Genomic DNA, 13999 nt, shown 5'->3' with positions numbered 1-13999 from the left:
GGCAGTAGTTGTCAGCAATATCCCGGACGTTACCCACCGTTCTTTGACATGAAAACAGGGCATTGGTATCAGTTCGTCCTCTTCGCCGCCGCTGATTCCTGTTTGACACTTTGCCAATTGAAGGACTGTGACGATGCCCGATACTGCCGTGCCGCCAGCAGGCGCATCTATTCTCGCAATTGAAGCCCGCGGCCTTGCCAAGCATTTCGGCGACGTTCGTGCCGTTGATGGCATTGATCTCGACGTTCCGCGTGGCATGATATTCGGAATTCTTGGTCCAAATGGAGCAGGAAAAACCACGCTATTGCGCATGCTTGCGACATTGCTTCCACCGGATGCCGGATCAGCAAAGGTTTTAGGATTTGACCTGAAAGAATCGCCTCATGAGGTGCGTGGGTCTATCGCCATGACCGGACAGTTTGCCTCGCTTGATGAGGATCTGACGGGGCGTGAAAATCTTATTCTTCTTGCGCGATTGTGGGGCTTTCGCGGACAGAATGCGAAGAAGCGAGCGGATGACCTGCTTACTGCGTTTGACCTCGCGGACGCCGCGTCCAAACAGGTAAAGGACTACTCGGGCGGCATGCGGCGGCGATTGGATATTGCAGCGTCGCTAGTTGTCACGCCTGGTGTTCTTTTTCTGGATGAACCTACGACCGGGCTTGATCCGATGGCGCGAAAGAGCGTGTGGCGTATGATCCGCTCGCTCTCCGAAGCGGGAGTTACCATTCTGTTGACCACGCAATATCTAGAGGAAGCTGATCAGCTTGCAGCACGTATAGCTGTCATTGATCACGGCAGGAAGATTGCAGAAGGCACCAGCCGCGAGTTGAAGGCGGCAACCGGTTCCGGTTTCCTTCATCTCACACTCGTCGATGCCGCCCGCGTCGAGGACGCTGAGCTCATGCTTGAGGAAATAACCGGCAACAAACCCCAACGCAGTTCAGAAGGTGCGGCCCTATCGCTCATGGTGGATACGCCGCAAAATGCCAATCGGGCCCTGGCTGCCCTGATTGCGGCAAATATTGAACTTGCTGATTTCTCCATGGGCGCCCCCAGTCTCGACGAGGTGTTTTTCGCGCTGACTGGCCAAATCACTGAACCAAAGAATGCTGAAGGAGATGTGTGATGGATGATACCAACTCGACTATTTCCCTTATCCACGCCGCCCGTCCTCCCCAACCATCAGCCTTGTCCAATGCGCTTGTCTTTGGTTGGCGTGCGGTTCTGAAGTTCAAACATATACCCGAACAGCTTTTTGATCTGGTCATGACGCCGATCATGTTTACTCTGCTGTTCACCTTCGTTTTCGGTGGTGCGCTGTCGGGCTCGACAGGCGCTTATCTACAATATTTTCTGCCCGGCATTCTTGTGCAGACCGTCGTATTCAATTCCATGTATTCGGGAATGGGTCTTAGTACTGATCTTGGCAAAGGTCTTTTCGACCGGTTTCGCTCGTTGCCAATCTGGTCACTCTCCCCATTTGCCGGGCTGATGGTAGGCGACATACTGCGCCACCTCATAGCTTCACTGCTCATCCTGATAATCGGGATCATTCTTGGCTACAGACCCGAAGCCGGCCTTATAGGCATTCTCGAAGCTTTGCTTCTTTTGATTGTTATCGGTTTTGGCTTTGGCTGGATATTTCTGGTGCTAGGTCTTGTCATGAGTACACCCAGTACAGTGATGACAATGGCCTTCACCGGCATAATGCCTTTGGTCTTCGCCTCGAATATCATGGTTGACCCCGCAACCATGCCAAGCTTGTTAAGGGCATTTGTCGAGGTCAATCCTGTCTCACTCATGACAACAGCCATGCGCGGAGTGATGGCAGGAAATATCACGGCAGTTCAACTTGGCGCTGCGCTTATCGCACCAATCCTGTTGACACTCATCCTCGCGCCATTAACCCTTTGGCTCTACCGCCGCCGTAAGTGACGGCGGGAGAGCAGTTTATCCGGTAAAATTTATTCGCCGTACGGAACCCAGATATTCTTCACTTGGACAGCTTTGCGCAGATATTCCTTGCCTTGCGCTTTACTCCCCAGCCAGTCGCGCTGACGGCCGTTGCTGACCCACGTTGTTTTCAGGTTTCCGCATGAAGCCCGCTCAACGAGAGCACTGCCCTCTTTGGAACCAACATACCAAACAGCATCAACTTCATCGTGTTCGGCCAATGTCTTGGCGAGAACATCCCGCTCGCCAGTGATAATATTCACCACACCGGCCGGCACATCGGATGTATCCAACACTTGATAAAGATTTGTCGCGAGCAGTGGATGTCGAGCAGATGGCACAACCACCACTCGGTTACCCATAGCGATAGCCGGAAGTACCAGTGACACAAATGACAGCAACGGATTCTCATCCGGACACAGAATCCCGACAATGCCAAAAGGCTCGTTCATTGCCAGTGTGACATGGCGCGACTTTGTCGAGTGGACTGAACCGTCATATTTATCTGCTTGCGCAGCATAATAAAAGATACGCCTTAGCGTTGCTTCAAACTCGTCTGCAGCAGCTTTGGTCGATACGCCCGTACTCTCAACCAGCAGCGCTTCGAATTCGGCACGGCGAGCATCAAGGTTTTCACCAAGATAATACAGCACTTGAGCACGATTGTGCGCTGTTGCACCGCCCCAGCCGCCAGCTTTGGTTGCAGCTTCCACTGCATTACGGATGTCTTTGCGATTGCCGATGCCCGCTTGACCTATCACCTGGCCGCCTTTGCCAAATACGGAGTAGGAGTATCCTCCGTCCGAGCGCGCTTGCTTGCCTCCCACGTAATTCTTGGCGGTACGGTCAATCGAGCCACCCGCTCCAACCTTTGCTTCACCATCCGGCGCTGCCGAGAGCTTCAGCGACTGCTCCGCTTTTGCCAATGGCAGACGCTTCTCCCAATCGGCTGTCAGGTACTCGTAGAGTCCCTCTCGCCCACCTTCCCGACCGAAGCCGCTTTCGCGATAACCGCCAAAACCTGCACCAGCATCAAGGAGATTAGTGGAATTGATCCACACAACACCCGCTTTCACACGCGCAGCCATATCCAGTGCCAGATTGATGTTCTCTGACCAAATCGAAGCAGCAAGACCGTATTTCGTATTATTTGCCAGTGCGATTGCTTCATCAGGCGTACGAAAGGTCGTAGCAGTAGCTACAGGGCCGAATATCTCAATCTCGCAAACCGTTGAAGCAGGATCAACGTCTGTAAAGAATCCAGGCGCAAAGAAATTACCTTTGGCTGGTAGCTTGACCGGGGCCTGCCAAAGTGTGCCACCCTCTGACTTGCCCTGTTCTACAAGCGTTGTAACACGCTTCAATTGGCCTGCAGAAACCAGCGCACCGATATCCATCGTCTTGTCGAGAGGATCACCAACCCGCAATGTTTCCATGCGCTTGCGCAGCTTGTTATAGAAACGTTCGGCAATGCCTTCCTGCACAAGAATGCGTGACCCGGCGCAGCACACTTCGCCTTGGTTAAACCAAATGGCATCGACAACACCTTCGACTGCTCCGTCAATATCTGCGTCTTCGAAGACGATAAAGGGCGACTTGCCGCCAAGCTCCAGCGAAAGCTTCTTTTCGGATCCGGCAATTTGTTCGCGAATGATGCGACCAACCTCAGTGGAACCGGTGAAAGCTACTTTGTCTACGTCCTTGTGACCACAAATGGCGGCACCTGTTGTTCCATCACCCTGGACAATATTGACCACACCCGCGGGCAAACCAACTTCGTGACAGACTTCCGCAAAAGCTATAGCAGTTAGCGGCGTCAATTCAGCTGGCTTGAGAACAACGGTATTGCCAGCAGCGAGTGCTGGTGCGATTTTCCATGCGAGCATCAGCAGCGGGAAGTTCCATGGGATCACCTGTCCGCAAACACCGACCGGAGAATAACCTTCAAATTCCGTTTCGACCATTTCAGCCCATCCGGCATGATGGTAAAAATGGCGGGCAACAAGCGGAATATCTATATCGCGGGTCTCACGAATGGGTTTGCCATTGTCCATGGTCTCCAGCACAGAGAAAAATCGCTCACGCTTCTGGATGTGCCTTGCAATGGCGTAAAGATATTTGGCACGTTCGTGTCCCGGTAACACAGACCATTTACCGAAAGCCGAGCGGGCTGCCTTGACGGCTGCGTCAACGTCGGCGGCATTGCCATGCACGACTTTACCGAGCACGGAACCGTTGGCGGGATTGGTCACCGTAATGAGATCACGGTTTGCCGTAGTTGTGAATTTACCATTGATGAAGTGGCCAAAACCTTGGCTGTTGGCATCAAGCCAGACTTGAACGTCAGTATTGCTTTCAGGTGCCGGGCCATATTCCATGGTGCGAAGAATATCCTTGATCTGTCCCATGTGTGTTTCCTTAAGCGAGAGCATGGCGTGAAGACGCGGCATAACGGCCCGTCACATAATGTTCGAGCTGCCGTTCGATATCGCCGAGCATCGAACTTGCGCCCAGGCGGAAAAGATCCGGCTGCAACCATGGCAGGCCAAGCTCTTCTTTCATTAAAATCAGCCAGTTCATTGCATCCTTGGCAGTTTTCATCCCGCCTGCAGGTTTGAACCCTACAATCTGGCCGGAGTACTCACCGAAATCGCGCAAGGCACGCAGCATGACCAGGCTGACGGGCAATGTGGCATTCACCTCTTCCTTGCCCGTAGATGTCTTGATGAAGTCGGCCCCGGCCTGCATCGCCACCATTGAAGCGCGATAGACATTGCGCAGCGTGTTCAGATCACCTGTAGCAAGAATTGCCTTGAGATGGGCGTCCCCGGATGCTTCCCGCATCTGAACGATTTCATCGTAAAGCTCAGACCAGTTCTGCGTCAGTACCTGCTCACGATTGATAACAATATCTATTTCCTTTGCACCCTCGCCAACCGCATACCTTATTTCAGCAAGGCGCTGCGGCAAAGGCGTCAACCCTGCAGGAAAGCCTGTCGCCACCGAAGCGACTGGTATGCTGGTCCCCTGCAGCGCCTTTACTGCATGTCTCACCATAGTCGGATAAACGCAGACAGCACCCGTTGTAATATTGGCATCCGCAAGCCCCAAGGCTTCCAGAATGTCCGCGCGGACGGGGCGCCTCGCCTTGGCGCAAAGTCGTTGTACACGTCCAGCGGTATCATCGCCGGCAAGCGTGGTGAGATCGATACAGGTAATCGCTTTTACCAGCCAAGCTGCCTGATACTCCTTCTTTACAGTCCGGCGTGTTGTCAAAGTGGCAGCACGGCGCTCTGTGGCAGAACGGTTGACGGCAATATCTTCAAACCATTCAGGCTTTAGTTCAGTGCCGGTATTACGTGCGTGGGCCGCCTGCACAGCCAAGTGCGTGCCCTTGGCAACCGATATATCTTGCGTGTTCATCCACGACCCTTCCTGTGATCTATGAAGCGATTGAGCAGTATGGCTGCAACGATGATGATACCTGTAACAGTCATCTGATAGAACGAGCCCAATCCCAGAAGATTGAATATATTCCGCAGTACCTGAAGCAACATTACGGCAAAGAATGTGCCAAGAACACCACCACGCCCACCAAAAAGGCTGGTACCGCCAAGAACCACTGCTGCGATGGCATCCAGCTCCAATCCCTGCGCGGCCGTCGGCTGTCCGATGCGCAGACGTGACGTCAGAAGAATACCCCCAAGAGCTGCCATAAAGCCTGATACAGCAAATACAGCAGTGACTATGAGACGCGTAGGCAAGCCGGAAAGACGTGCTGCTTCCGGATTACCGCCGGTCGCAAAAACATACTCGCCAAAGACTGTCAGGCGCAGTACCAGACCTGCCACGACGCACAGGCCGATGAAAATCAAACCCATTGATGAAATGGCAAAGCCTGGAAAAATCGGCACCATAGTTGATCCGATAGATGCAAAACCTTGGGGAAGGCCGCTTACGGGTACGCCGTCCGTCAAGAGGTAGGTAATACCACGAAATGAGACCAATCCTGCGAGTGTTACAATGAAGCTTGGTACTTGTGCCAGAGCGCTCGTGGCTCCCATGGCTGCCCCACAGGCAGTGCCTGCAAACACTGTAATTGCCACCGCGATAAATGGGTCGATGCCGTTCGACATCAAGACAGCGACCAGCATCCCACAAAGTGCAACGATACTGCCAACTGAAAGGTCGATGTTACCGGTAAGGATGACGAAGGTCATACCGATTGCCACCACACCAACAACAGCTGCCTGCTGAAAAAGGTTGGCTATATTGGTAAATGTCAGGAAGTTGTCCGACAATGTTGTGGCAATGACCACGACTGCAAGAAAAATGACGATAAAATTATATTCGATACCCAGATCGACAATCCGCTTGCCCAAAGCGGGTGACGGCGCAGGGGTGGCTGAGATTGCAATTTTAGACATGGTGTTCACCCAATATTGTAGCCCGCAATATAGTATCGCGGTCGGTGACAGACGGATCGTACCGTCCGATATTACGCCCTTCATGGAATACCCATATGGCATCACAGGCTGCGTAAAGCTCCTCAAGCTCGCTACTTGCAACGAGTACAGCCGCACCATCCTCCGCCAGCCTATCGACGAGGTTGTAGAGATCGGCCTTTGCACCGATATCGAGTCCGCGGCTGGGTTCATCGAGCAAAAGAACGCGCGCGCCGTTGATAATCCACTTTGCCAGAACAACCTTTTGCTGATTACCTCCGGACAGTTGAACAACAGACTGTTCGGGCCTGCCATATTTGGTCGAAAGACTTTGAAGAACCGGCGCTGTTCGCTGCTTTTGGAGCGAGTGCCGCGTCAACCAGTTTTGCCGCATCGAAGGTAGTGTAGCATTCTTGTAAATCGGTGCATGAAGGATAAGTCCTTCGGTTTTCCGGTTCTCTGGGACAAGACCTATGCCACGGCGGATGGAATCAGCTGGATGCCTCGGGTGAAAGCTTTGCTCCTCCAACAGGATATCGCCTTCAAAATGATGCGCGCCAAAAAGAGCTTTCAAAAAGGATGTTCTACCGGAGCCATTCAATCCCGTCAGGCCGACCACCTCCCCCCAACGCACATCGAGACCTGAAATATTCAGACCCTCCGCCCCGCATAGTCGATTGACCCGCAAAGCCACTTTACCCGTGACAGGCTTGCGCACTTGCCGTTCTATCAGCGAGCGTTCCTTGCCGATAATGGCGGTGACCAGCTCATCGTCGCTGGTATCTGCAATGTTATAAGTCCCGATAGTCTTGCCGCCACGCAGGACTGTTACCCGGGTTCCAATCTCACGCAATTCGCCGAGCCGGTGGCTGACATAGACAATGGCCACACCATGCTTGACCAGCTCACGGATAACCTCAAAAACGCTTTTCAATTCAGTTTCATTGAGTGAAGCCGAAGGCTCGTCCATGATGATGATTTTAGCATCCATGGTGAGCGAGCGTGCAATCGCAGTCAATTGCTGGTTGGCGACAGAAAGTGTTTCAACCCTCGCATCTGCAGGAAAATTTGCACCGACACGCTTCAAGGCTTCGGTGGCGCGCTGACGTCTTGCCTTATGGTCGATCATACCAAGCCTGCCCGGTGCATGACCAAGAAAGAGGTTTTGTTCGACCGTCAATTGTGGAACCAGATCAAGTTCCTGATAGATCATCGAAATACCAAGTCGCGATGCCTCGGCTGGGCTACGTAGTTCGATGGATTTACCATCGAGTACAAGTTGACCACCCGTGGGCCGGAATGCTCCAGCTATGATCTTGAGCAATGTTGATTTGCCGGCGCCGTTTGCACCAAGCAGACAATGCACCTCACCTGCCTGTACTTCCAAAGAGGCAGATTCCAGCGCGATAATATTCGGCAGAAATGTCTTTGATACATTTTGAACCGTGAGAATGTTACGCCTCATCTGTAATCCCCAACGCATATCGCGCCGTGGCTTCATCAGTGACGATGACCGACACGTAACCGGCTTTCAGAACGGAAGCAGCAATCTTGAACTTTTCTTCACCAGCAACTACCCCGATTGACCATTGCTTGTCTTTCAACAACTCAAGGCGCATCCCGACTGTACGGTCGTCGATTGCCGTATCAACAATCTTCCCGTTTTCGTCGACAAACCGGCCAAGGATATCCCCGACAGCACCAGCATCTTTCAACCGGTCAATATCGGCCTCATCAAGATAGCCTGAACTCAATAATACCGACTCATGGGTGATTCCGCCCATACCGAAGCAGACGATATCAGCCTGCATGGCGAGTGTGAGAACACGCTCGATAATCGGATCTTCCTCAAGCACTTCACGTGTGCTCTTTTTTCCGACAATCGCTGGAACGGGCAGCAAGGTTGCAGTGCCGTTGCCTGCCTTTGCGAACTCCTCAGCCACTGCACTTGTATGAGACACAGTTGAACGAAGGTTAGTGGCTCCATTTACAAGCACGACATGCACGCCAGGATTCCAATTATTTGGAAGAAACCGCGCCACAGCCGACATGGTGCGGCCCCAGGATACACCAATGAGCTCCGCCTTTGGATTAAGCCCGGTTAAGTAACGTGCCGCCGCCTGCGCAACGCTTTCCATAAGCAACGCAGAGTCTGTGGTGCCACCCGAAGGAACGACAATCGCGTCCCGTAAACCAAACTCCTGCTGCAAGCGTACTTCAAGCTCAGTCCTGCGATAAGCACGTGGTGTTATTTCGATTCGGACAACACCTAGCTCTTTAGCTTCTGTCATCAACCTACCGACCTGCCAGCGCGTCAGGCCAAGTTCTTTGGCAATCTCGCTCTGGGTTTTGTCCAAATCATAGTAAAGCTTAGCCACGCGAACCATGAGATGTTCCCGCTGCTCGTCGGAAGGTAACCTTACTGACGGCGTCAGACGTGCATCGTTCATTTTTCAGCTCCCGCTCTTTGCCGTGCACTCAAAGCATGGAGCACCGGCGTCAATGATCCCGTTGCACTTCTATAAAGTTCCATGGTGTCGCGATAGCGCTTTGCCCGCTGCAGGTCGGGCATCATTTCTCTTGTGGGAGCAGCACAAGCCTCCGATGCGCTTATCAAGTCAGGAAATATTCCAAGAGCATGGGCAGAGCAGACTGCCGTACCTATAAGCGAAAGATTATCATCATATGCAACATGGACCGGGCGTTGCAGCGCATCTACGGTAGACTGCAACCAAAGTGAGTTTTTGCATATGCCCCCGGCGATAACGATATGGTCAACGGCTACCCCACGCTGTTCAAGCACAGTAACGACATTGGCCGAGCCAAGCGCAATCGAATCGACGGCTGAAGCGTATAAATCCGCACGATCATGGCCTAATGACAGGCCAAGCACTGCCCCCCGCAAATCAGCATCACGATAGGGCGTGCGATTACCCATCCAATAATCAAGTGTCAGGAGGCCAGCATTTTTCGCCGATGCTTTTGACGCCTCCCTAATAAGCTCGGAGTGACCCTGCTCATCGAGACCAAAAAGCTTCTGGCTAAACCAATTGAGGATTGACCCTGCCGAAACCTGACCAGCTTCGACAAGCCATAACCCCTCTACAAGTGCGTTGGGATACGGCCCCCAAAACCCGCTGACATCACCCTGCTCTTGAAGATGAGTCAGATGAACCACTGAGGTGCCACCAATAATAAGCATGCCGCCGGCGGCAACAGTTCCCGCGCCAAGCACACCTATATGCGCGTCAATTCCCCCCTGCGCTACGATGGCGGGGCCACTGATGCCTAGGGCATCTGCAACTTTGGATTGCAGCTCTCCAATCACGCCACCAACTGGAACAATGCGCTGCGGCAGTTTCTGCTGCAATTCAGGAACACCAAGCGCCTCATAAATTTCCGGCACAAAGTTGCCGTTTCTGGAGTCATAGTTCCACTTGCAGGCCGCATTCATCCGCGATCCTGCCCATTCGCCGCATAGACGAAAATTGATGAAATCGAGCGCCTCGCAGATAATATCCGCCCGCTCAAAAATCGCTGGTTCATGGGCCGAAAGCCACATGGCCTTAGGCACTAACCATTCGGCAGCATCTCCGCCACCGCTATAATCCATGACGGGATGATCTATACTTTCTGTGGCACGAGCTTCGTCGCTTGCCCGGCAATCCATCCAAAGGATGGCCGGGTAAAGCGGATTGCTCTCCTTGTCACAAACAACCACGGACGAAGCAGTCGTTGCAACGCAGACCGAGACTATATCACTTGACCCGCACCGGGCTACCGCATCACGCCCGGCTATCAACACTGCACTCCACCATTCTTCAGCTTGCTGCTCGGCCCAACCAGCACGCGGATAGGTTGTAGAGTAACTGAATTCCGACGTAGAGAGCATTGTTCTGCGCTCTACATCATAAACCCCAGCCCTGACACCTCCCGTGCCAAGATCGAAGTTCAAAACCAAAGTCATCCTGGTATCCTCCGGTTACGCACCATTACGGGCGAAACATTACCTTTGAGAAGAACATGGTTTTGTCCGTACGAAATTTTTCAAACATGCCGGGCAATTCTGCAAGATCAAGATCGTGAGTGATCATGAACTCCCATTCAAGTTCACCAGTGCCCAATTTATCCAGTGTCACCGTCCATTGGCGTCCTGGATAGGGTGCTCCAAATGAGTTCCACGAGCCGTGAAGCGATATCTCCTGTCGTAAAAAATGCTGGAAAGTTCTATTTTCCAAAACGACTTCCGCAACTGGTATGCCGATAAAAACCACGTGACCGCTCGGCGCTGCCAGCCTTACAGCCCCATTGACAGATGATGGATGACCAGCCGCCTCAACAATTACATCGCAAAGGAGGTCGGCAGGAATCTCCGAACCCGACAGAAATGTGTGCTTGGCGCCGGCACGCCGGGCCATTGCCAGCTTCTCTTCAGAAACATCAATTGCAATAACTTCACTGGCCCCCATTAACCGCATCCATTGAATGGCAAACAATCCAATTGGGCCGCAACCAATGACGCCACCACGCTGGCCCATCGTCATACCGCCTGCTTTCCAGATTGCGTGGAGTGCAATAGATGCCGGATCGGTCATTGCTACCGCACGTGGATCAATATTTTTCGGCGTTTTAAGCAAATTGGAAACGGGGACACATACATATTCCGCATAGGCACCGTCGCGGCGCGATCCAAAATAATCATAGTCCTGGCAACGAGAGAATTGACCCTGCTGGCATTGATCGCATTTATAACATGGCAGCATCGGTGGTATGGCAACCAGTTCACCGACATCAAAACCTTCAACCCCATGTCCTATTTCAGTAATATGACCGGAAAACTCATGGCCGCAGATCAATGGCATTTTATGTGCACCTTTGATCAGCATGCGCGGCATATCTGATCCGCAAACGCCAACCGCGGCAACCCGTAACATCACATGGCCAGGAAGTATTTGCGGAGCAGGAACATCTTCGAGGCGAATATCTCCGGGGGCATAAAGTACGGCAGCACGCATCTGGTAATCCTTGAAACTATTAAGAAGTCACGGGGCAGGATGTGCCCTGCCCCGTCAGGCCTTGGGAGGGCAATTGTTATTGGCCAAGGACTTTCGGACGATATTCCGCGAAAAGTCCTTCTCGTGGGAAATCAGCGACATTCTTGGATGTCACAAGTGTCGAACCTGCATCGACAAATTTCGCAACGTCCTTCTTGGCTGCCGCTTCGCGCGCCACTTGGATTGTCACATCACCAAGGTACTTAGGATCATTGAGTGCTGAACCGATATAATTGCCGCCATCGGCAATAATGCTTAACGCTTCCGATAGGCCATCGACACCGGCAACAAGAACATCATTGCGGTTGTTCTCCTTCAAGACCTGCAATGCGCCGAGCGCCATGTCATCATTGTGTGCGTATACAACTTTCACATCCGGCTTCGCCTGCAACAGGTCCTGCATCGCTGTTACCGCATTGGCGCGGATATATTCCGCATAGGGACCTTCAACAATGGTGTGACCAGACCCTTCCAGCGCTGCATGGAAACCATCACGGCGATCCATCATGACAGCGCCGCCCGCGTCTCCCTGAATCTCGATGATCTTGGCTTTTTCAACACCATCTGCTTTTAGACGTGCAACAACAGCCTCGCCTACAAGTTGACCCATCTTCTTATTGTCGCGCCCAACATGAGCAGTCACCCCCGCTCCATTTACGCTGCGGTCCACTGTAATAACCGGAATACCAGCAGCAACCGCCGCTTCAAGAGATGGTACAACGGCATCCGGGTTGACCGGATTAATGATAAGCGCATTAACGCCTTGCGTTATCAAGTCCTGGATATCGTTATTTTGTTTGCTGACATCGCCGTTCGCATCGAGAAACACCAATGTATCTCCACCCGCTTTTGCAGCGGCTTCGGCACCATTTTTCAACTGAACGTAAAATGGTGACTGCAATGTCACTTGGCTGAAACCGATTTTCAAACCTTCTGCCAAAGCTGACGAAAAGGGCATCGCAATGCCCAACACAAGAGTGAGCATCGATGCGGTCATAATGGACTGTGAAAGCAAGCGGCGACGGCTAAACATGGTTTTCCTCCCCAGGACTGTTTTTGATAACAACAAAAGTGCAATTATTGCTCATTTGTATTTTTAAATAATCAGATGCTTTTGCGCGTGTCAACGCCTCACAGCAAATTACGAACGAGCTTTGCTGTATTTCTCTCACAAGATGCGGTGGGCATCTTCTGCCTGATTAGAGATGAAGATGGGGATGGGCACGTTTTCGGGCTCGTTAGCTCATTGGTGCCGCAGCATGTTTCGGGGACCCCAGAGATGGCTGGTTTATTGAATACGATGTTTCCTAAAATCCAACAGGTTTCACAAGATATACGCGAGCAATGTACTGCTGTGCGACAGTAGCGCTTTCGAACCGCAATGGTCCGCCATGTCTCCAGCGAGAGATCGGAAAGGTTTCCACCACTTCGTAAGTAACCGCGTTATTCGCTACCGAATGGCTGTAACAACTGACCTCCTGTTCGTGGCGTTGTGGATTGGGCCTTCATCGGGACAGGTGATGTGACGTTGGCGACTTGACGCGCTTGTCATTTGACATGTGAAGCTGGAAGCATGGCGATGGAATGTTGGTGCCTGATGGTGATGCGGCAAACAATTGATAGTACAAGACGAGTATCGCTGCTTTAGAGACGCCTGACCTTGCATATTTCTGACTTTGTGGATTTCTGACAGGCTCTGACAGCAGGTTTCAGTAGAGCGATCTCTCACCGCTTTTGTTGGTGCGGTTTTCGTTGGCTGGGGATTGGCATTGGGGGAAGCTGGTCTGTGTTTTGAGGCAGTTTCCCGCGATTACCGAGATTGATCTAGATTGTTTGGGTTCTGGTTCAGGACCAGAGCTGTTAAGCCCGATATACGGTGGTATCTGACCGTCGGCTTTTTCCACAGCAAAGCTAGCTGTCATATTGCAGTGATGGTGTTGGCAGATGGGGAATTATCGTCTGATGGGAATCGTTGCTGCGCACGCGCCATTATCGGGTGAGGCAGCCTATCGATTGAGGGCTTAGCCAATCCATCGCTCCATAATTTGCACTTTTCGCTCTAGAGCTGTGATTTCCGGCCGGTTCGGCAAAGTTTGATTGCCGCGTTGTTGCTTTTATTTGGAAGCGTTTGCGCGCGGGTATGAGCTCGCTTTTGCGGGAATTGGTGGGAGATTCGTTGTGGGGCTCTGTGTCCTAGCTTGCTTATTTTCACCTGGTATCATTGATTGCTCACTAAAGCTCTGCTCTGGCTAGGGGCAACAACTGAACGAGCCGGACTGATAGCCGGACGGCGCACTGGTCATTTCATGCCGGTTTCGCTGCTTGACAGCCAGGTTGCGACACTCGAGACGCCAAGGGGTGAACCACTGGTCTTTCGTCAAGATGTGGTAAGCGGTATTGATCAGATTGCAGAAGCCAGTGTGGATTGGTTACGCAAGACGCTGCCCTAGTTGGAGGATATAGCTGCCGGCTTATCAGGCATCCGCTTTGTTGCGCTGCTTCCGCATTTGCTGCGTGGATATTTGGTATCGGGCTTGTTGGCTA

Annotated in this window: 11 protein-coding genes; 3 read left to right on the top strand and 8 right to left on the bottom strand. The window is 52.3% G+C overall.

All coding sequences use genetic code 11. The annotated features are described in order from the left end of the window. Positions 1-133: 133 nt before the first annotated feature. Complete coding sequence (locus tag PMI41_RS13365; RefSeq protein ID WP_008125597.1) at positions 134-1129, top strand: daunorubicin resistance protein DrrA family ABC transporter ATP-binding protein; 996 nt, start codon at positions 134-136, stop codon at positions 1127-1129. Continuing rightward, positions 1129-1938, top strand: coding sequence for an ABC transporter permease (locus PMI41_RS13360; protein ID WP_008125595.1), 810 nt, complete (start codon positions 1129-1131; stop codon positions 1936-1938). The genes PMI41_RS13365 and PMI41_RS13360 overlap by 1 nt, the downstream gene beginning before the upstream one ends. Positions 1939-1967: 29 nt before the next feature. On the opposite strand, the gene PMI41_RS13355 is transcribed toward PMI41_RS13360, so the two are convergent. The 8 genes from PMI41_RS13355 to PMI41_RS13320 all read right to left on the bottom strand — a co-directional run bounded on the left by PMI41_RS13355 (position 1968) and on the right by PMI41_RS13320 (position 12488). Further along, entirely contained in the window at positions 1968-4364 is a 2397-nt protein-coding gene (locus PMI41_RS13355; protein WP_008125593.1) for an aldehyde dehydrogenase family protein, read from the bottom strand. A gap of 10 nt (positions 4365-4374) precedes the next feature. Continuing rightward, positions 4375-5379, bottom strand: a complete 1005-nt coding sequence (deoC, locus tag PMI41_RS13350) for a deoxyribose-phosphate aldolase (RefSeq protein ID WP_008125591.1) — start codon at positions 5377-5379, stop codon at positions 4375-4377. Continuing rightward, positions 5376-6383 carry an ABC transporter permease gene (locus PMI41_RS13345; RefSeq protein WP_008125589.1) on the bottom strand — a complete coding sequence of 336 codons (1008 nt, stop codon included), beginning with the start codon at positions 6381-6383 and terminating at the stop codon, positions 5376-5378. The genes deoC and PMI41_RS13345 overlap by 4 nt, the downstream gene beginning before the upstream one ends. After that, on the bottom strand, positions 6376-7866 hold the full coding sequence (locus PMI41_RS13340) for a sugar ABC transporter ATP-binding protein (protein WP_008125587.1): 1491 nt from the start codon (positions 7864-7866) through the stop codon (positions 6376-6378). Before PMI41_RS13340 ends, PMI41_RS13345 begins: the two co-directional genes overlap by 8 nt. Next, positions 7856-8851, bottom strand: a complete 996-nt coding sequence (locus tag PMI41_RS13335; RefSeq protein ID WP_008125584.1) for a sugar-binding transcriptional regulator — start codon at positions 8849-8851, stop codon at positions 7856-7858. Before PMI41_RS13335 ends, PMI41_RS13340 begins: the two co-directional genes overlap by 11 nt. Beyond that, on the bottom strand, positions 8848-10368 hold the full coding sequence (locus PMI41_RS13330) for an FGGY-family carbohydrate kinase (RefSeq protein ID WP_008125582.1): 1521 nt from the start codon (positions 10366-10368) through the stop codon (positions 8848-8850). Before PMI41_RS13330 ends, PMI41_RS13335 begins: the two co-directional genes overlap by 4 nt. A 25-nt stretch (positions 10369-10393) precedes the next feature. Further along, positions 10394-11416, bottom strand: coding sequence for a galactitol-1-phosphate 5-dehydrogenase (locus tag PMI41_RS13325; RefSeq protein WP_008125580.1), 1023 nt, complete (start codon positions 11414-11416; stop codon positions 10394-10396). 76 nt (positions 11417-11492) lie between these two features. Further along, on the bottom strand, positions 11493-12488 hold the full coding sequence (locus tag PMI41_RS13320; RefSeq protein ID WP_008125578.1) for a substrate-binding domain-containing protein: 996 nt from the start codon (positions 12486-12488) through the stop codon (positions 11493-11495). A 1192-nt stretch (positions 12489-13680) separates the two neighbouring features. Between PMI41_RS13320 and PMI41_RS25260 the strand changes: the two genes are divergently transcribed. Continuing rightward, on the top strand, positions 13681-13905 hold the full coding sequence (locus PMI41_RS25260; RefSeq protein ID WP_081497136.1) for a hypothetical protein: 225 nt from the start codon (positions 13681-13683) through the stop codon (positions 13903-13905). The last annotated feature ends 94 nt before the right edge of the window (positions 13906-13999 follow it).

The sequence above is a fragment of the Phyllobacterium sp. YR531 genome (genome assembly GCF_000282595.1).
Taxonomy (GTDB): Bacteria; Pseudomonadota; Alphaproteobacteria; order Rhizobiales; family Rhizobiaceae; genus Phyllobacterium.
Note: the sequence above shows the minus strand (reverse complement) of the source record. Positions and strands in the feature narration are given on the sequence as shown.